The following is an 18,449-nucleotide window of genomic DNA, read 5'->3' as shown; positions in this document are numbered from 1 at the left end:
TTATTGGGCTTGTTTATAAAATTTCTCTATTATTTTATTCAGGTTAATCAACTCCCCATCGGTAACCATATCGGTGCCATTAAACCTGTTTATCGTGCCTATTAGCTCCCTGACAACATCCTCATTCACACCAGATTTATGGATAAGATCTACGACAAAATCTTCATCCAGCTTTGTTGTTTTCAATTGATAATCAGTCCGTACATGTGCTAAAAAATAAATGATCTTCTTTTGTACAATGTCGCGGTTATCGCGCTGCTGATAATAAACCTTGCCTACGACCTTAACAAAATCAACCGATGTATTCTTTAAGGGCTCAATAACGGGAATAATACGTTGCCGGCGCTTCATTTCAAAAAACACGAAAATCAGCAACCCAACCAGCGCAAGGTAATAAGCCCAGCGCAACTGATCATGCTTAAGTAATACCCGAAGAATTGATTCCTCGTCGGCATTCCCCTTCGTATTGTTCTCATCCCAGATGATTTTTTCAGCAGGAGGTAAAAATGAAAGTACTGTCGCAATATATTTAGCGCCAGCAGCATTCAACAGGTTATAGTTGCTCAATAATTGCGGACTTGGCAAAATGTACAAAGCACCTTTTCCATAATTATATTTTACATAATTAACTTCCCCATCATCATTTCTTCCTAAAGCCCTGGCACGTAAAGTATCCACCTTACTAAAATACTGGTCACCTAAGCCCTTATTAAAAAGATATCCTTTTTTGTCCCTTACGGCCGGATTTACAAAATTAATGCGGGTACCTTTCTCTTTCTTAAACACAGAGTTCATCGTCAGGTTCAAGGTATCACTCAAAAGCGCACTCAATTGATAGGCAGCAATAAAAACATTATTCCCCGCTTCCATATACTTAACCAGCTCCTTATAATCATACTCGTCCATCCTAACCTCACCTGCAATCAACAGATAATTGCTACGCTTAAACCCTTTATCCTTTAGCGTATTGTAAACAGGCAATCTTGATGGCGTAATCAAAGCCTTAGGGAACAAACTTGCCAATTCCTGGTATAAAATATAAGTGCCGAAAGGAATCTTATCTTCCTTTAAATAAGTTGCGTTCCAGTTGGTCGGTTTTGGCTTATAATACTGCGCTATTAAATACAACAGCATAACCACAGCACTTCCGATCAGATATAATCTTAACCCTCTCATAGCGTCTTCACATTAAACCGTTCGAAATTCCCTTTTATACCTTTAAACCCGTCCTTATCTATCGCGAAATCCCCATACCAGATGTATTCAAATTGTAAGGTGAGCACCTTAAACTGCTCTTTTCCATCCTGGTCAGCAAGCTCATCTACATACGCCTGGTTAGTTTTTTCAGGTTGCCAGTGGATCAGCTCTCTATCGCTCAGCAACTTCAACGAGCGCAAATAAAGCAAACGAACCGCAAGACGGTAATTACCGTTACCGACAGCCTTGTCAATTTCTTCATTAAAGTTAATTTCATGAATATTCTCCAGGGATTCATCGTAAGGAACGTCAACAGCCTTAGATTTACCTGCGAAGATTTTCAGATCTAGGCCGAGTATCTTAATTACAGCAAAAATAACCAACGCCACTACAATTGCGATGACCAGGTATTTTATAAAATTACCTGAATACCTGTTTTCGAAGGCTGTATTAATCAAATCCCATATCCATCTCCAGAACCGGTCCCACCAACTTGTATCTATCAGCTGTTGCTCCTCATACTGAAACTCTTTTTGCGTACTATAGCCCTCTATTTTTTGCAGATCAAAATTCCTCGGCACAACTGCTGAGCTATCATTTTTAAGGAGCGCTTTTTGCATGCTAATACTCTTCTAAGCCGGTCTTTTCGTTTTTTTCTTCACCAAACTGATTAATCCGGTCCATCAGACCTGCACTTTCCTGCACTTCAACCAGGTTAAAATAACACAATGTAATTCCCACCACCGGAATTATCATAAATACGTATGTAAAGTTGGCAAGGATAGCACCAATAACAATCCCCAGAATATTCCATTCTTTAGCCTCTGGAAAAAAAGTGCCCATCATGGTAAAGAGCAATCCGGGAATAACTGGAATCATCATGCAGGAATAGGTAATGACATAGATAACAAGTATAACTGCGGCTGTAGTCCACCATCGATCTTTTAGCAGTTTAAACGAACGGCTAAATGAATAATCAAAATTGGCATTCTCCAGAATCATAATTGGATAGAATAAACACATGGCAGGCCAAACATAAAATCCTGGGAAGATACAGCACACAAAGGCTATACAAATAAATATGCCAACTGCGATGCTACTAAAAAATGTCCTGAAATAATAATATTTAAAATATGCCCATACTTCTTCCACGCTTGGGGCTACTTTACCTTTTTGAATATATAAGGCAATAAAACTTAATACTGAAACCGTAATTGCCGCATAACTTCCCAATGAAATAAAGACCACCACAAAATAATTCCAATTTAGAATATCTGAAAAATTTCTGGATGAAAAGGGGCCACTTTGCAATTCAGGAGCATTTTGCATGGACATCTCATGCATTATAGAGGCGACTGTTCCTGCCAGGATAAAAAAACCACATAAATAAAAGAAAACGCTTAATAGTGGTTTAACATTCTGCCTTATAAAAAGGAAAGTATCATTTATGATTTCCCCAAAATCTCTAACCTTTTTAAATTCAATTTCTCTGGACATACTAATTATTTTGATTACGTTTATTTAATTGTGAAGGATAAATCACTACATACCAAACGATAAACAGCAGTGACCCACCTAAAATACTTATGCTTAACCACAGGGGCATATTGGTATAACGGGTAACAAAGCCTTCAAAAAAAGCGGCTACAATAAAAATCGGGACAATACCGAGTGCAATCTTAGTCCCATCCTTTGCACTATTCCTAAAAGCCTGCAAACGGGTGTAAGTTTTTGGGAAAAGTAAACCATGACCGAGAACAAGTCCTGCAGCCCCCGCAATAATAATGGAAGCGATTTCTAAAGTACCATGAATCCAGATCACCAATACAGAGGCAGCCCCCAGGCCTTTGCTAAAAAAGTAATACTGAAATGAGCCGAGCATAATGCCATTCCTTAATAACATAAATACAGGCCCAATACAGACGAATATGCCACTGGTAAACATCAACAAAGAAACATAAATGTTGTTAGCAGCGATTTGAATGAACATCATAACAGGCCCTTGCTGCTTATACACACCGAAAGGATCGCCTTTAGCTATGTTCTCATTGGTCATGTTCACATAACTATCGCCCATGATCAACCTTACAAAAGCATCGTCATATTTTGCTGAAAGCACCCCTATGGCCGCCGACAATACAAAAAAGATAAATGAATACAGCAATTGTCTGCGATAAGTATAAAACAATACCGGCAATTCGTATTTCCAGAAGGCAATGAATCGATTGGCATCCTCTTTTTTATTCTTATAAATAGACTGGTGAAGTATGGATGCCAGTCCGTTTAGATAGGCAGTAGTTTTCGACTTAGGGTAAAATGTCTTGGCATAAGCCAGATCATTGGTAATATCAATAAAACGTTCTGCAATCTCATCAGGATTGTTCGTCTGCAACTTTTCATAGGACTTCCATTTCCCTGAATTTTGTTTAACAAACAATGCCTCTCTCATAGATATGGATAAGAATGTAATTTTCTGTTAAAATAACCACAAAAAAACATTTTACAACAATTAATTCAACATCAATATTATATTTGAATATCTATGGAAACAATAAAGGTAAATACCAGTCAACATGTAGACATTGATTATCCTGTTGCGGGCTTGGGCGAGCGTATTTCAGCCCGACTTATCGACCTTGGTATATTCCTGGCTTTGTATGTGATTTTTATCCTTTTTGTTGCTGCAGCGGGACTTTCAGGCTTAGTGGATGGCTCCACATACCTGATTCCGATAATAATTGGAATTTATGCTGCAGGTTATATTTTCTACAACCTGGTTTGCGAGATATTCATGAATGGACAATGCGTTGGTAAACGCCTAATGAAAATAAAAGTAATCAGTCTTGACGGCAGTCAGCCAACCATAGGTCAATATTTTATACGCTGGCTTTTCCGTCTGGTTGATTTTGCCTTAACCGCCCAGGTTGGAGGATTAATCTGCGTTGCCATATCTGAAAAGAAGCAAAGAATTGGTGACATTGTTGCTGGTACTACGGTAATAAAAACAGTTCCAAACACCGAATTTGGCCATATAGCTTTTCACCCTGTTGAAGAAGAATACGTTCCTGTATTTAACAATGTCACTATACTTAACGACAGAGATATAGAACTGATACATGAAGTTATTTCTACCTATTATAAAACGCACAATACGGAACTGATCTATACTATGTCAGAAAAGGTTTCCAAGCTATTAGTTATAACCGTACCTGAGGGCATGAATGAAATGGAGTTTTTAAAAACGGTGATTAAAGATTACAACTACCAAACGGCAATTGCGCAGTAATTACTTCAGAACCTTCATTACTGCTGGCTTTAAACTCGCTACCCATTCAGCATGCATTTTGGCAGAGTAATGTAATCCATCTGAAGCCACGAGATCAAGGCCTGATGCTACTTTACGTGATCCAGGGGTTATATCCGTATAACTTAACCCCAATGCAAGCGTTTCTTCTTTATTAATTAAATTGAAAGCATTGATCTCATTGGAGATATTTTGTTGATCCCTTCCACTTCCGGCACCATAAGGTGTAACACCCCAATCAGGAATGGACAAAACAAAAACATGATTCTTATTTCCATCAGCGAAATCAAGAGCTGTCTGTAACAATTCTTTAAATTCCTTCCGGTAAGTAATAAGGGACTCTCCCCTGTATTGATTATTTACCCCAATCAATAAAGTTACCAGACCAAACTTCTGTGTCAATGCTTCTTTTTTTATAGCTGCCTGTAATTCACTGGTTGTCCAGCCTGTTGTTGCAATGATATTCGGCGCGGCCACATCTAAACCCTCAGTCCTTAAACTGGCAGTTAGCAAACTAGGAAAATTATTTTCCACCGGCAAAGATTCTCCTATCGTATAAGAGTCGCCTAAAGCAAGATAAGTGATTTTATGGCCGGGATTAATTGCTGGAGGAGTCTTAGGGTCGTTCATAACAGTTAAACTATTTTTTTCGCAGCCCAATATTACAACTATTGAAAGAATTATAGTAGAGATTCTCATAATTGCACCTACGCAATAAAAACACAAACAGTTTTTTTACCATCGTCATAGGGCGCAGGCCAGTAACCCACACGAGCTATCCATTACAATGAGAGATACCGGCATGGGTCGGTACGACGTGGAAGTGGTTTTAGTGAATATCCCCGTAGAACATCTTATACAGATAACTCGTTAAAATAATGGTTCCCGTAATTAAATACAATACTTTTATCAGCAATGAAAGATCTTTTCTGGTAAAATAATTTGCTGGCAAAACAATTATGAAAGTGAGTAACAATGGCACTGTTGCTGGATATAAATGAAAACTTTCCTGCCATTGACCTTTCAGCAAGGCTACAAAGGAACGCTGGAAACCACACCCAGGACAATCCAATCCGGTTAGAACCTTAAATGGACAGGGTAGAAAAAAATTATCCGCCTGACCTAATAAATAAGACCAGACGGATAATATGTTTATGTTTAACACCAGAAATTAAGCGTTAGGGGTTGTTGGAGGTTGATTAAACGGATCCTTCGCACCGAATGGATTGTTTCCACCAAAAGGATTATTCGGATTGTTAAATCCATTTTGAGCTTCAGCAGCTGATGGGCCTAAATATTTTGCATCTCCAAAACCAAGCAGTGGAACAAATATCATGGGTAGCAAAAGCATACCGACAGTATAGCCTTCCGTTTTTCCAAAACTTTTGCTCAGCAGGTTATAAAGCCAAACACTAAATACAATATTCACACATGGAATTATTAACCATAGTATCCAAATCATTGGTTTCCCTACAATTTCGATCAAGACAATCATGTTATAAATAGGGACTATCGCTGCCCATCCTGGCTTGCCTGCTTTTACAAAAATTTTCCATAATCCGGCATAGATCAGCACGACGATTGCGAGGCAGAAAATGATCATTCCAGCGCCAATGCCCGCTCCGGCTGCTGAGTACTCTGAGTTGTAATCCATAGTTTGTTGTTTTAAGTAGTTATCTAGTAAAGATAAGATTTGTTCTAAATAATCAAAACTATGTTAATATTTTTAATGGTTTAGCTCAGCTCCATTTCAAAAAGACGGGCAATATGATTTTTCAGTCTACCCTTCACCTCTTCCATATCCAGTGCATAACCCAGTTCACGCTGCATAGAGGTAACATCCTTATCATCAATACCACAAGGAACAATGTTTTTAAAATAGTCGAGCGCTACATTTACATTAAAAGCAAAACCATGCATGGTTACCCAGCGGCTACACCTCACGCCCATCGCGCAGATTTTACGGGCTTTTTCATTATCAGCATCCAGCCATACCCCGGTAAACCCTTCGTATCTGCCTGCTTCGATACCATAATCCGCCAGTGTTAAAATAACCGCTTCTTCCAATGTTCTTAAATACAAATGGATATCTGTGAAGAAATTATCCAGATCCAATATCGGATAACCTACAATTTGTCCCGGACCATGGTAAGTAATATCACCGCCCCTGTTTATCTTATAATAAGTAGCTTCTTTCTCCACTAACCCCTGCTCATCTAACAGCAGATTCTCTGGCTTACCACTTTTACCGAGCGTATAAACATGTGGATGTTCACAAAAAATAAGATAATTCGGGGTCTCCAGTGCTGTATTATTAGTTCTGTTCTGGATCTTTAAAGCAACCGTTTGATCAAAAATAACCTCTTGTTTGCTCCATGCCTCCTGGTAATCAGTAAGCCCCCAATCTATAAATTCAACTTTCTTGTTCATGTTGCAAAAATTAGGCTACTACATAACCCAGCATGTAACCATCCTGAGTTTTAAAATACTGAACGGTCAGTTCGCGGGTCCCCTCAGGCAAATTCACCAGGGCATTCAACTGTCCTTCATTTCTTAATTTAAAAGGCTTAATATGAATATCCTGTTTAAATTCCAACCCTCTCCTGCCGTTCCACTTATAGATAGCCTCCTTTGCACACCAGCAAACATACAAGCCATCGATATTGTCACCTACCTGCTTTTGCGCCAGTTCAATATCCGTCAGGAACTTATGTTTTATACTTTTAATCTTGTGTTTAATCAATTCAATATCAACGCCAACCTTTTTGGTCTTACCAATAATAACCGAAGCGTAATCATACGAATGGCTTAAAGAAATATGATAATCCAGATCAGGAAGATAAGGCTTTCCATGCTCATCCATCCTGCAATCAATATATTCCGAGGTATTCAGCATGGTTCTTAACAATACTCGCGTACTCAACCAATGCAGCAGGCGTTTGCCATTATTTAAAGACGAAATTACATCAAGTTCGTGCTGTTTCAACTGCAAGCCAGAAAGCAGTTCAGCTTCGGTTTCTTCGATTTTCCATACGGCTAATATGGTCTCGTCGTCAATATTTTTATTAAAAACTACAGGCATCTCTATTTTAGAAAACAATGCAAAAGTATCTTAAATTAATCATAATTTCGTCCAAATACTAGAAACCTGTAAAATCTTCCTGTTTTTAAATAAGCAATAAGCAATTTTTGCAGGCCCCATTGTCTTTAAATAACCATACTGATTAGCGAAAATGATCCTGTCTGATAAACGAATTCTGGAAGAAATAGAAAAGGGCACAATAATAATTGAGCCTTTTAAACCCGAAAGCCTTGGCACGAACTCTTACGATGTACACCTGGGTAAATATTTAGCCACTTATAAAGACAGGGTACTTGATGCGAAAGCACACAATAAAATCGAACATTTCGAAATCCCAAAAGAAGGCTATGTATTACAACCCGGCACTTTATACCTGGGGGTAACATTGGAATATACCGAAACTCATGCTCACGTTCCATTCCTGGAAGGAAAATCGAGCACAGGCCGTCTTGGCATCGACATTCATGCAACTGCCGGAAAAGGTGATGTTGGTTTCTGCAATACCTGGACGCTAGAAATATCCTGTGCACAACCAGTTCGCGTTTACGCAGGTATGCCAATCGGACAACTGATCTACTTTGTAGTAGAAGGTAATATAGAAACCATGTACAATTCAAAAAGCAACGCCAAATACAACAATAAAACAACCAAACCGGTTGAAAGTATGATGTGGAAGAATAAGTTCTAAAAGGAACAGTGTAAGTTTTTAATTCATAATTAGCCTCAATATTTGTATATTGAGGCTTTGTTATTTATGCTCACACTATGAAAATTAAATTTGCTATTCCTGTGTTATTGTTACTTGGAATCTGTTTTTCATTTGCTAATAAGCTGGCCGATGACCCCTTCTCAGATCTGATTAAGCATTGGCAGGAATACGCTAAAAAATACGAACAGGAAAAAGTACACCTGCATCTGGATAAACCCTATTATGCTGTAGGCGACGACATCTGGTTCAAAGCATACGTAATCAATACCCACACCAACGAACCTTCCAACATCAGCAATGCATTATATGTTGAGCTGATCAACGAAAAAAACGCCATAAAAACCCAAATAAAACTACCCATGCAATCGGGTATTACCTGGGGGGATTTTAAATTACCGGATACACTAACTGAAGGCAACTACCGCATAAGGGCCTATACCCAATGGATGAGAAATGCAGGTCCTGAGTACTTCTTTGATAAGACCATAAAAATCGGAAATTCATGGTCCAATAAAGTGTTTACCAAAACGAGTTATAACTACAGCAAAGAAAACAACGGAGAAAAAGTTACTGCAAAAATCCAGTTTACCGATAAAGACGGAAAACCTTATCCAAATAGCGAGGTTGTTTATGAAGTACAGGTAAATACCAAGAACATCAGCAAAGGCAAAGCAACTACAGATGCCGAAGGTGAAATAAACATCAGCTTTGTAAATAATCAGCAGGGGCAACCAAAATCTGGTCATATCATCGCTACGTTAATGCTTGCCAATAAAGAAAAAATAACCAAAAACATTCCTTTAACTGCCACATCAAACGACATCGATGTACAGTTTTTTGCGGAAGGAGGCAATTTTGTTGAATCATTACCAAACCGTATTGCTATAAAAGCCGTGAATGTTGCCGGACTAGGGGAAAATATTACCGGCGTAATTGTGGATAATGACGGATTAGAAATAAATAATTTCGAGAGTTCGCACCTGGGCATGGGTAATTTCATCATCAATCCGCAGCCGGGTAAAACTTATTCCGCTAAAGTCAGGTTTAAAGATGGGTCAGAAAAAAGCATCCTGTTACCAAAAGCTCAGCCTAGCGGCTATATATTGTCTATAAACAATACCAATCCCGAAAAAATTGCTGTTAAAATTTTGCTAAGTAACGATCTGGTAGGCACAACAGAACTAAAACTGGTTGCCCAGAATAGTGGGAATGTATACTTTACAACCAAGTCCGTTTCGCAAAAACAGATCATTACCGCCAGTATCCCTAAAAAGGAATTACCCTCTGGAATTGTACAATTCACCTTATTTAATGGCGCGAACGTTCCTGTTTGTGAACGACTGGCATTTGTCAGGAATGTAGAAGACCAGATCAACGCCACGATAGAAAACTTAAACCCAAGCTATTCAAAAAGAGGCAAGGTAGATATCAACCTGCTCAGTAAGTTTGGTGACAAACCTTTGCGCGGAAGTTTCTCCGTTTCGGTAACCAATACCGCCTCGGTAAAGCCTGATCCCGAAAATGAAACCAACATTTTTACAACCATGCTGCTGACCTCGGAGCTTACCGGTTACATTCAGGCACCAAACTATTACTTCCTCAAGAACGACGAAAAAACAGCACAGGATCTGGATAACCTTATGCTCACACAAGGCTGGCGCAGGATCTTATGGAAGTCCGTCATCGGCAATATCCAACCTGTCAACACTTTCAAACTTGAGAAATCCCTTGGTGTTAGTGGCGTCATTACCAGCTATGGTGGCAAACCGCTTCCCAACAGCAAGGTATCATTGTTCTCCTCTTCCGGAGGCTTTTTTGCCGTTGATACTTTGACTGATGCCCAGGGACGCTTTAATTTCGACAACCTTATTTTTACTGACAGCACGAAGTTTATTGTACAAGGCAGAAATGCTAAAAACAAAAAACATGTAGACATTAAACTGGATATTGTCCCCGGACAAGTTGTGACGAAAAACAAAAACACCGGAGACATTGAGGTGAATGTAAACGAAGCACTTCAGAGTTATTTAAAACAAAGCAACAACTACTTTGATGAACTCACCAAACGAGGGTTACTCGAACGGACTTTAGTCCTCAAAGAAGTAAATATTGTAGAAAAAAGAAACCCTGCCAAAAACTCTTCAAACCTAAATGGCGCAGGGAATGCCGACTATGTAATTACCGCCGAAATGCTTGGGACCTGTCCCACACTTTCTATGTGCTTACAAGGACGTGTCGCCGGTTTAATCATACGAAATGGCGTACCCTATTTAATCAGAAATATGAACCAACCCATGCAAATTATTGTAGACGGGATGAATGTAGGTTCAGAATTCCTGGACAACATTATGCCAATGGACGTAGAAAGCATTGAAGTATTAAAATCGATTGGTAATACTGCCATTTATGGTTCACAGGGAGGAGGGGGCCTACTCATTATCACCACGAAAAGAGGGGGTGGAGTTTCAACTTCGAGGTTCGTTCCGGGAATTACAACGTATGCACCTAAAGGCTACCATCTCATCAGAGAGTTCTACAATCCAAAATATGATCCGGCTGTACCAGATAACAGAGTTGACCTCCGTAGTACCGTATACTGGAATCCACAGCTGACTACCGATGCCGAAGGTAAAGGACAATTCAGCTTTTTCAATACCGATGAAACCGGAACTTACAGGATTGTAGTTGAAGGGATAGATATTTTGGGCCGCCTGGCCAGGACCGTATACACTTATGAAGTAAAATAAAAAAACTGCAATGAATACCATAAAAGTTACTATAAAAGACCATTTAAGCCTGATTACATTAGACAGAGGCAAATCCAACGCGCTAAACCGTGAAATGATTACCGAATTGAACGATATACTGAACAACATATCCTCGGATCCTAACATTGCCGGAGTAATCATCACTGGAAAGGAACCTTTCTTTTCTGCCGGGCTTGACCTGATCGAACTCTATAATTACAATGAAGCAGAAGCAGAATCATTCTGGCACCTGTTCCTGAATTTCATAGCAAATATCACCGCTTTTAAGAAACCTTTGGTGGCCGCCATTAATGGACATAGTCCTGCCGGCGGCTGCGTAATAGCGCTTGCCTGCGATTATCGTGTGATGGCTGAGGGCAAATACATCATTGGCCTAAATGAAGTGCCTGTAGGCATTATTGTACCCAACAGCATCTTCAATCTTTATGCCTTCTGGATCGGATCAGCAAATGCATCACGGAGTTTACTGGAAGGGAAACTATTTAGTCCGGAAGAAGCTTTACAGGTAGGTCTGGTAGACGAACTGGTTAATCCGGCGAGTATATTAACTGCTGCCGAACGCAGAATCAGAAAATACATGGCCATGGAACGCAATACCTGGGAACAAAGTAAATTGAGCATCAGAAAAGACCTGATTGCCAGCACCAGCGCCGACCAAAGTGAGGCCCTTGCCACAATGCTAAAACAATGGTGGGCACCAACAACCAGAAACATTCTGAAAACAATTATTGACAACCTTCAAAAGAAATAAGCCATGTTTAATCAACCTATGCTAAGAGATGACGCTTTAAAAGGCAAAACAATAGTGATAACTGGCGGAGGAACAGGCCTTGGAAAAGCAATGGGCACTTACTTTCTGAAATTAGGTGCCAACCTGGTAATCACCAGTCGCAAATTAGATGTGCTGCAAAAAACAGCCGCAGAAATGGAAAAAGAAACAGGTGGCAAAGTACTTGCCCTGGCCTGTGATGTAAGAGAATACGAACAGGTTGAACACGTACTGGCCGAAACAATAAAAACCTTCGGCAAGGTTGACAGTCTTTTAAACAATGCTGCAGGGAATTTTATCTCTCCTACAGAGCGTTTATCAGCCAATGCATTTTCCAGTATCATTGATATCGTATTGAAAGGCTCTGTAAACTGTACATTAGCATTCGGTAAACACTGGATAAAAGAAAAACAAACGGCAAGTATTGTAAATATTGTAACCACCTACGCCTTTACCGGATCGGCCTATGTAGTGCCTTCTGCCTGCGCAAAGGGTGGCGTACTGGCCATGACCCGTTCTTTGGCGGTAGAATGGGGTAAATATGGTATTCGTACCAATGCCATTGCCCCCGGACCATTTCCCACTAAAGGGGCTTGGGAAAGATTGTTGCCTGGTGATCTTGCGGACAAGTTCGACTTCAAAAACCGCGTACCTTTAAAACGTGTGGGCGACCATCAGGAACTAGCTAATCTCGCAGCTTTCCTGGTTAGCGATTTTTCTGGTTACATCAACGGAGAAGTGATTACCATTGATGGCGGAGAGTGGCTACAGGGCGCAGGACAGTTTAACGGACTTGAAGCTATCCCTAATGAGATGTGGGATGCTTTTGAACAAATGACAAGATCAGCTAAAGGCAGCTAAACATATAAAATCTGTTGATTCCCGATGAGAACTATTCGGGAATCAACAAATCGCTTACTATTTTCTCTTTCTTCTAAATAAGATTATTCCTCCCAAAGCACCGATTACGAGCGGTATAACTCCTAAAAACAATGCCTTCTGCATATTTATCTGATTCCTGTTCACTAGAATAACGGTATCTATTGCCTTCGGCCTTGGATTAGAAATAGGATATTTACCATCACTAAACCATTTCATTGTTTTAATCACAAAACTCGCATTGACCAACTGCTGGCCAGTTCTTGAGACTTCTAAATTACTCATGAAGTCAGCATCCCCCAGAACCATAATACGCTGTTCTTTCTTAGCAATTTTTCTGGTTATGGCCAATGCTACCGGATAACTTGCTTTTTGCTCTTTAAATGGATCAAAAACGATCTTATCCTTAAGGTCAAAAACACCAGTCTTTTTCCAGCTCAATTGCCCGTTACTAATTAGTATCGGCTGTTTTTTATAGGAGCCCGCATCCTGATAAGCTAAACCTGCAACACCAGGAAGACTAACCTTAGCACTCTCAAAAAACGACAATTTATACGCTTCTACTCCTGGTGTAAAAAATGCCTGAACAAAATCAAGCTCATTATCCTGACTCTCTTCCAGCAGTGTACCATCCATTAGATTAACGCCCAATGTTTTCAGCAAGGGGTTTAAGATCTGCTGACGGCCTGGCTCACCTGCAATCAACATGTTACCGCCCGCATCTAAAAATTTATTAATTTTTTGCAGCTGCACAGCAGTAAATGGAATAGTTGGGTCGGCAACAATCAGCACAGTCAGACTATCAGGTATCTCATTGGCGTGATTCACGTCAATATCAACCACATTAAATCCCTGATTAATTAATGATGCTCTAATAGTTAAACCTCTAGTAATCGCTTCATACCCTCGGTCGCTACCATTATCCGCACTACGCTCATCATTTCCGATCAGCATACCTGCTATGGCTGGGCCATCCAGCAACCTCGTAAGCGCTGCATTGATCTCTGGCTCTCCGGGGTAAACATATATATCCGTAAACATCCTCAACGCAGTCTGCTTACCATTGTATTCTATAAACCGTACAAAACTATTGTCTTCCGGGATTAAATTAATCCGCTTTTTAATCTGCTCCGGGCTTAGCAATTTTGAAAAATCAAATCCTAATGCCGTAGAAGCCTGCTTCGTCTTCGCTAATAATGTTTTGCTGGTATCATTATAACGAACCATAGTATCATAATAGGCTACATATTCCATTTTCATATCAGGCATAAAGCGTTCGTACATTTCAAACCTTCCCTTGTCTCCAATCCTGTTATCAGGCGCACCAATATGACTGTTATTTCCAACAACATTGATATAGGTAACCATTTTCAACGGCTTTGTAAAACGTTTAACGAGTTGCTGGCTTTTTTCGGTAAGCGTACGGTCTTTAAATCTTGTTGTATCAAAATAAGCGGTTAATGAAGGTAGCGAACTAATATAGCCCAAACCAATAAAAACGAGCAAAACAGCCGCGTAACGCATCAATTTGAACCCCGTGCTTCTGATTTGACGACCTGAGTTCAGTTTGATAATAGTTAATAAAAGGAACAATACAATAACCAGGATAAAATAAATCGTGTCCTTGGTCGTGATCATTCCGTTGATCATATTTTCAGTCCTTCCGGCCATTGAAAGCCAATGGGTAAGCTCTCTCAAAAAATCAGTCCCCTTTCCTATTTCGCCGATAAAATTCAGACATGCAAGTACCGCCAGGGTACTTATCGCCGCCACTACCTGATAGGCTGTTAAACCTGACATAAAAAGGCCGATGGCTGTATAAGCACAAATGAGCAGATAAATACCAAAAATGCCTCCCGCCACAAAAGTCAGATCCAGCCCCTCAATAGAAAAATATCCGGCAAACATAAAGCCGAACAATATGAATATCAGCATGAAGGCATAGACCATCATGGCCAAAAACTTCCCGAATACGATTTCTGTTACTGTAACAGGTGATGATAAGAGCAGTTTAATTGATCCACTACTAGTTTCCCTGCTCAGCAGGCCCATTGTTAACAGAGGTATATATAAATACAGGTTCTCCTGCACTACAGTCAGCATCCCCTTTTCACCGGCGAACAGGACTTTAGACATAGGCCCCAAAGCACGTTCCAGCTGCTGATAAGTTTCCTGAGTATACAGCATCTCTGTAAAAGCGATGCCACTTTGTATCGTAAAAATGATGAGCACCAACCAGGCTATTGGAGAATAAAACAATATGCTCAGCTCCAGTCGGGCTATCCTTATAATTTTTTGCATTTCCTGATTTGATTAAATTTTAGCCGTTTTCTTAGACAACTGGGCGAAAATGCCATCCAATGAACTCTTCTCAAGATATATTTCTGCCAAAGCCCAGTTTTTAGCGATACATGTACTAATGATGGTTTTGGTTATTGCGGGGCCGCTATTAAAGTGCAACCTAAATTGATTGCTGTGTAATAACTCCGCCTTGGTAACTCCTTCTATAGCTTCCAACTCTTCGATTTCAGGCATATTGTCCAATATCAGAATCAATGAATTTGGTTCTATATAATTGTTGAAGGCGTGCATGGTATCGGCAAATACAATATGGCCATGCTCTATCATGATGATGTTATCACACGTCGCCTGAACTTCCGATAAAATGTGAGTGGAAAGGATCACTGATCTGTCCTGGGCAATCTCTTTAATTAACTTTCTTACCTCGAGAATCTGGTTGGGGTCCAATCCATTGGTAGGCTCATCCAATACCACCAATTTCGGATTATGGATAATCGCCTGTGCGATCCCTACCCTTTGCTGATAGCCGCCCGAAAGGTTGCTCAATACTCTTTTGCTAAAATGAGAAATACCGCATTTAGCTTTGGCAACTTCAAGACTGTTTTTTATTTCGGCGGCAGGTATAGAGCGCATGTATGCACAATGGGTAAGGTACTCATCTACGGTTAGCTCCAGGTGCAGGGGTGCTTTTTGCGGTAGGAACCCAATCAACTTTTTAGCCTCAACAGGATTATTACGCACGTTAATGCCATCAATAAATACGTCTCCTTCTGTTTGGTTGATTACCCCGCAAAGGATATTCATTGTGGTTGATTTACCTGCGCCATTAGATCCCAGTAAACCTAAAATTCCTTTTTCAGTAACTTCAAAACTAATGTCTTTAATGGCCCAATCCCTGCTGTAACGGTGTGAAAGGTTTGCTATTTTAGCGATGCTTTGCTTCATATATATTTTATCTGTAGGTTGTAAATAGTCCGTGCGAGATTCTGAAATGAATTCAGAATGATGATCGTGCTAATTATGCAACCTGATTTTTATTTTCTTTTACGTTTAATTAAAATGTAGGCTGCTGACAGGGCCAGTCCGGCGGGTAAGATTCCTAAGAATATAATTTTAAGCCAAGAGATCTGCTCACGTGAAAACAGGATATGGTTGTCTGTTGATTTTGGGCGAACAGTTTCAATTGGAAACTCACCATTACTGAACCATTTAAACAGATTTGTGGTAAAACCTGCATTTACAATCACTTCATCCGATTTTGAAATTCCTGCATTGCTCATAAAATCGGCATCACCGGAAATGATGATTTTTTGTTCCTTTCCAGATAATTTTCTGGTCACCGCCAACATTGTAGGTATACTGGCTTTACGATCTACGGCAGGATTAAAAGGAATTTTAACCCCAGAATCGTCAAACACACCTACTTTGTTCCATGTAAATTGCGCGTCAGTGGAGAGTAGCGGCAGATAAGTATATTCCTGAACAGGTTGATACCGGATCCCAATTGCACCGGGCATATTAACTACGCATTTTTTAGCATAATTAAACTTTAATGCCGCTGATTCAGGTGTTAATTTCGTCTGGATCAGGTTAACATCCAAATCTTTGCTTTCCTGTAATAAAGCACCTGGCATCAGTTCCACACCTAACGGTTTCAATAAACCGTTTAAGGCTTGTTGTCTGCCGGGGTCAGCCGCGATTAACACATTCCCTCCATCATGAATATATGCTCCAATCTTTTCAAGATTTGCAGCTGTATAAGGTGTTTTAGGATCTGCAATAATCAGGACAGCCAGATCCGCAGGAATCGCTTCCGGGGACGATAAGTCAATCCTTTTCATGTCAAAGCCCTGATTGATTAGTGAACTACGGGTTGTCATGGTATTCAATATGCTTTTATAAGCCTTATCGCCTGTCTTGTCAATACTACGCTCATCATTCTGGTTCAAAACCCCAACCACCGGAGGTCTTACCAGGAACCTTTTCAAAGCAGCAGAGATTTCTGCCTCTTCAGGATAAGCGACCATGTCAAAATACATTCGTAAAAAAGTATGTTTGCCATCATAGTTCACCGTGCGGACAAAGAAGTTTTCTTCCGGAGAGAGGTCAATTACTTTTTTGATCTCTTCGGGACTCAATAACTTATCAAAGTCATAACCATGCGCCGTAGCAGCGCGAAGTGCCTGATCTACCAGTGGCTTTGTTTTATCACGTACATAAATTGTCGTATCATAATAAGGCACATAATTAAACTTCAAACCAGGCAAAAAGCGTCTGTACTTTTCAAAAGCTCTTAATTCGAAATTCCTCATTTTTGGTGCCCCAATATTTACATAGGCACCCAATACGTTTGGATAAGTAGTAATGCTTAGTGGCTTATCCAGTTGTTTAATCAGCGCAAGGCTCTCATCAGTTAAGGTATTGGTCTTTGATCTTGTTGTATCATAATAGCCAATAAAGAAGGGTAAAGAAGTTACATAACCGATCATCAATATGACAGCAATCACCACTGCGTATCTGCTGGCCGTAGCCGCCTGACTTCTGATTTCCCGGCCGGCATTTAACCGCATAATGCTCAATGTGAGAAAGGCCGTAATCACCAGCAGGAAGTACATCACATCATTGCTACCAATCATTCCATTGATAAAGTTGTCTGCCCTTCCGGATATAGAAATCCAATAGGTAATGTCCCTTACAAAATCGTAAGCCTGTCCAACGCTTCCAACAAAATTCAACGCGGCCAAAACTGCCAGTGTGCTGATTGCGGCAACGACCTGGTAAGCCGTTAGAGAGGACATAAAAATACCAATTGCAGCGTAGGCGCACATGAGCAGATACAATCCTAAAATTCCTCCCAGCACATGCATAATGTCAAGATGCTCAATGGCAAAAACGCTTGACAGCGTTATGCCTAAAAGGACCAGCATAAGCAAAGCACCATAGCCCATCATAGCGACAAATTTCCCTAAGATAATCTGTGCATTGGTAAGCGGGGATGATAGCAATAGCTTAATAGATCCGCTACTGATTTCACGGCTCATCAACCCCATTGTTAGTAACGGGATGTATAAATACAGCTTCTTCTGTACAGCGGCGAAAAAACCATCAAGACCAGCAAAAATTTCGGCAGTTAAAAATTCTGGGGTCTGTCCAAGCTGTTGTTTTGTTTCAGCAATATTGAGCATGGAAGTAAAGGTGATGCCGCTTTGAATGATAAAAATGATAAGTATCAGCCATGCAATCGGGGAATAAAATAGTATACTAAGCTCTAAACGGGCTATTTTGAGTATTTTCTTCATTTGTCAGTTTTTGATTGCTGTATCATTGCCGACTTTTGTAAAAACTAGCAATAAGGATGTAAGCAACATGATATTCTTGTTGTTAAATAAGTGTGTCGGATATAATATGAAGGGCATTCCACCAAACTGGAGTACCCTTCA

Annotated in this window: 17 protein-coding genes; 5 read left to right on the top strand and 12 right to left on the bottom strand. The window is 40.1% G+C overall.

Annotation, left to right across the window (positions count from 1 at the left end; translation table 11 throughout):
* The 4 genes from R2Q84_RS13060 to R2Q84_RS13045 are packed head-to-tail and all read right to left on the bottom strand — an operon-like array spanning window position 1 to window position 3,646.
* Window positions 1-1,176, bottom strand: a complete 1,176-nt coding sequence (locus R2Q84_RS13060) for a DUF4350 domain-containing protein (RefSeq protein WP_316816992.1) — start codon at window positions 1,174-1,176, stop codon at window positions 1-3.
* On the bottom strand, window positions 1,173-1,817 hold the full coding sequence (locus R2Q84_RS13055; RefSeq protein WP_316816991.1) for a DUF4129 domain-containing protein: 645 nt from the start codon (window positions 1,815-1,817) through the stop codon (window positions 1,173-1,175). The genes R2Q84_RS13060 and R2Q84_RS13055 overlap by 4 nt, the downstream gene beginning before the upstream one ends.
* Before the next feature lies 1 nt (window position 1,818).
* A complete protein-coding gene (locus R2Q84_RS13050; protein WP_316816990.1) occupies window positions 1,819-2,694 on the bottom strand; it encodes a hypothetical protein in 876 nt (291 codons plus the stop codon).
* Between the two features lies 1 nt (window position 2,695).
* Entirely contained in the window at window positions 2,696-3,646 is a 951-nt protein-coding gene (locus R2Q84_RS13045) for a stage II sporulation protein M (RefSeq protein WP_316816989.1), read from the bottom strand.
* A gap of 93 nt (window positions 3,647-3,739) precedes the next feature.
* Here R2Q84_RS13045 and R2Q84_RS13040 point away from each other — a divergent pair, with 93 nt between their 5' ends.
* The gene (locus R2Q84_RS13040; RefSeq protein ID WP_316816988.1) at window positions 3,740-4,483 is read left to right on the top strand and encodes an RDD family protein; all 744 of its coding nucleotides are present in this window, start codon (window positions 3,740-3,742) and stop codon (window positions 4,481-4,483) included.
* Here R2Q84_RS13040 and R2Q84_RS13035 read toward each other — a convergent pair whose 3' ends face one another.
* The 5 genes from R2Q84_RS13035 to R2Q84_RS13015 all read right to left on the bottom strand — a co-directional run bounded on the left by R2Q84_RS13035 (window position 4,484) and on the right by R2Q84_RS13015 (window position 7,583).
* Window positions 4,484-5,131 carry an SGNH/GDSL hydrolase family protein gene (locus R2Q84_RS13035; RefSeq protein ID WP_316816987.1) on the bottom strand — a complete coding sequence of 216 codons (648 nt, stop codon included), beginning with the start codon at window positions 5,129-5,131 and terminating at the stop codon, window positions 4,484-4,486.
* A gap of 199 nt (window positions 5,132-5,330) precedes the next feature.
* A complete protein-coding gene (locus tag R2Q84_RS13030; protein WP_316816986.1) occupies window positions 5,331-5,666 on the bottom strand; it encodes a DUF2752 domain-containing protein in 336 nt (111 codons plus the stop codon).
* A 6-nt stretch (window positions 5,667-5,672) separates the two neighbouring features.
* Window positions 5,673-6,155 carry a DUF5684 domain-containing protein gene (locus R2Q84_RS13025; protein WP_316816985.1) on the bottom strand — a complete coding sequence of 161 codons (483 nt, stop codon included), beginning with the start codon at window positions 6,153-6,155 and terminating at the stop codon, window positions 5,673-5,675.
* 80 nt (window positions 6,156-6,235) lie between these two features.
* Window positions 6,236-6,931 carry a lipoyl(octanoyl) transferase LipB gene (gene lipB / locus R2Q84_RS13020; RefSeq protein WP_316816984.1) on the bottom strand — a complete coding sequence of 232 codons (696 nt, stop codon included), beginning with the start codon at window positions 6,929-6,931 and terminating at the stop codon, window positions 6,236-6,238.
* Window positions 6,932-6,941: 10 nt separating this feature from the next.
* Window positions 6,942-7,583 carry a 4'-phosphopantetheinyl transferase family protein gene (locus tag R2Q84_RS13015; protein WP_316816983.1) on the bottom strand — a complete coding sequence of 214 codons (642 nt, stop codon included), beginning with the start codon at window positions 7,581-7,583 and terminating at the stop codon, window positions 6,942-6,944.
* Window positions 7,584-7,734: 151 nt separating this feature from the next.
* Here R2Q84_RS13015 and dcd point away from each other — a divergent pair, with 151 nt between their 5' ends.
* From dcd to R2Q84_RS12995, 4 genes are all read left to right on the top strand, one after another.
* Window positions 7,735-8,271 (top strand): dCTP deaminase, encoded by a 537-nt coding sequence (gene dcd / locus R2Q84_RS13010; RefSeq protein WP_316816982.1) that lies wholly within the window; start codon window positions 7,735-7,737, stop codon window positions 8,269-8,271.
* Window positions 8,272-8,348: 77 nt separating this feature from the next.
* A complete protein-coding gene (locus R2Q84_RS13005; protein ID WP_316816981.1) occupies window positions 8,349-11,039 on the top strand; it encodes a carboxypeptidase-like regulatory domain-containing protein in 2,691 nt (896 codons plus the stop codon).
* A 10-nt stretch (window positions 11,040-11,049) separates the two neighbouring features.
* Entirely contained in the window at window positions 11,050-11,811 is a 762-nt protein-coding gene (locus R2Q84_RS13000; RefSeq protein WP_316816980.1) for an enoyl-CoA hydratase/isomerase family protein, read from the top strand.
* A gap of 3 nt (window positions 11,812-11,814) precedes the next feature.
* The gene (locus R2Q84_RS12995) at window positions 11,815-12,690 is read left to right on the top strand and encodes an SDR family oxidoreductase (protein ID WP_316816979.1); all 876 of its coding nucleotides are present in this window, start codon (window positions 11,815-11,817) and stop codon (window positions 12,688-12,690) included.
* Between the two features lie 57 nt (window positions 12,691-12,747).
* Here the strand turns inward: R2Q84_RS12995 and R2Q84_RS12990 are convergent, their stop codons facing one another.
* The 3 genes from R2Q84_RS12990 to R2Q84_RS12980 form a co-directional block, all read right to left on the bottom strand.
* Window positions 12,748-15,009 carry a Gldg family protein gene (locus tag R2Q84_RS12990; protein WP_316816978.1) on the bottom strand — a complete coding sequence of 754 codons (2,262 nt, stop codon included), beginning with the start codon at window positions 15,007-15,009 and terminating at the stop codon, window positions 12,748-12,750.
* Between the two features lie 12 nt (window positions 15,010-15,021).
* Window positions 15,022-15,954 carry an ABC transporter ATP-binding protein gene (locus R2Q84_RS12985; RefSeq protein ID WP_316816977.1) on the bottom strand — a complete coding sequence of 311 codons (933 nt, stop codon included), beginning with the start codon at window positions 15,952-15,954 and terminating at the stop codon, window positions 15,022-15,024.
* An 89-nt stretch (window positions 15,955-16,043) separates the two neighbouring features.
* Entirely contained in the window at window positions 16,044-18,308 is a 2,265-nt protein-coding gene (locus R2Q84_RS12980; protein ID WP_316816976.1) for a Gldg family protein, read from the bottom strand.
* Between the last annotated feature and the right edge of the window lie 141 nt (window positions 18,309-18,449).

It is taken from the genome of Pedobacter nyackensis, assembly GCF_032678475.1.
Taxonomy (GTDB): domain Bacteria; phylum Bacteroidota; class Bacteroidia; order Sphingobacteriales; family Sphingobacteriaceae; genus Pedobacter; species Pedobacter nyackensis_A.
This window is presented reverse-complemented; position numbering and strand designations above follow the sequence as displayed.

Excerpts from the sequence above, each read along its gene's own strand:
- R2Q84_RS13060 (WP_316816992.1), bottom strand. The coding sequence starts at position 1,176 with ATGAGAGGGTTAAGATTATATCTGATCGGAAGTGCTGTGGTTATGCTG.
- R2Q84_RS13055 (WP_316816991.1), bottom strand. The coding sequence starts at position 1,817 with ATGCAAAAAGCGCTCCTTAAAAATGATAGCTCAGCAGTTGTGCCGAGG.
- R2Q84_RS13050 (WP_316816990.1), bottom strand. The coding sequence starts at position 2,694 with ATGTCCAGAGAAATTGAATTTAAAAAGGTTAGAGATTTTGGGGAAATC.
- R2Q84_RS13045 (WP_316816989.1), bottom strand. The coding sequence starts at position 3,646 with ATGAGAGAGGCATTGTTTGTTAAACAAAATTCAGGGAAATGGAAGTCC.
- R2Q84_RS13040 (WP_316816988.1), top strand. The coding sequence starts at position 3,740 with ATGGAAACAATAAAGGTAAATACCAGTCAACATGTAGACATTGATTAT.
- R2Q84_RS13035 (WP_316816987.1), bottom strand. The coding sequence starts at position 5,131 with ATGAACGACCCTAAGACTCCTCCAGCAATTAATCCCGGCCATAAAATC.
- R2Q84_RS13025 (WP_316816985.1), bottom strand. The coding sequence starts at position 6,155 with ATGGATTACAACTCAGAGTACTCAGCAGCCGGAGCGGGCATTGGCGCT.
- lipB (WP_316816984.1), bottom strand. The coding sequence starts at position 6,931 with ATGAACAAGAAAGTTGAATTTATAGATTGGGGGCTTACTGATTACCAG.
- R2Q84_RS13015 (WP_316816983.1), bottom strand. The coding sequence starts at position 7,583 with ATGCCTGTAGTTTTTAATAAAAATATTGACGACGAGACCATATTAGCC.
- dcd (WP_316816982.1), top strand. The coding sequence starts at position 7,735 with ATGATCCTGTCTGATAAACGAATTCTGGAAGAAATAGAAAAGGGCACA.
- R2Q84_RS13005 (WP_316816981.1), top strand. The coding sequence starts at position 8,349 with ATGAAAATTAAATTTGCTATTCCTGTGTTATTGTTACTTGGAATCTGT.
- R2Q84_RS13000 (WP_316816980.1), top strand. The coding sequence starts at position 11,050 with ATGAATACCATAAAAGTTACTATAAAAGACCATTTAAGCCTGATTACA.
- R2Q84_RS12995 (WP_316816979.1), top strand. The coding sequence starts at position 11,815 with ATGTTTAATCAACCTATGCTAAGAGATGACGCTTTAAAAGGCAAAACA.
- R2Q84_RS12990 (WP_316816978.1), bottom strand. The coding sequence starts at position 15,009 with ATGCAAAAAATTATAAGGATAGCCCGACTGGAGCTGAGCATATTGTTT.
- R2Q84_RS12985 (WP_316816977.1), bottom strand. The coding sequence starts at position 15,954 with ATGAAGCAAAGCATCGCTAAAATAGCAAACCTTTCACACCGTTACAGC.
- R2Q84_RS12980 (WP_316816976.1), bottom strand. The coding sequence starts at position 18,308 with ATGAAGAAAATACTCAAAATAGCCCGTTTAGAGCTTAGTATACTATTT.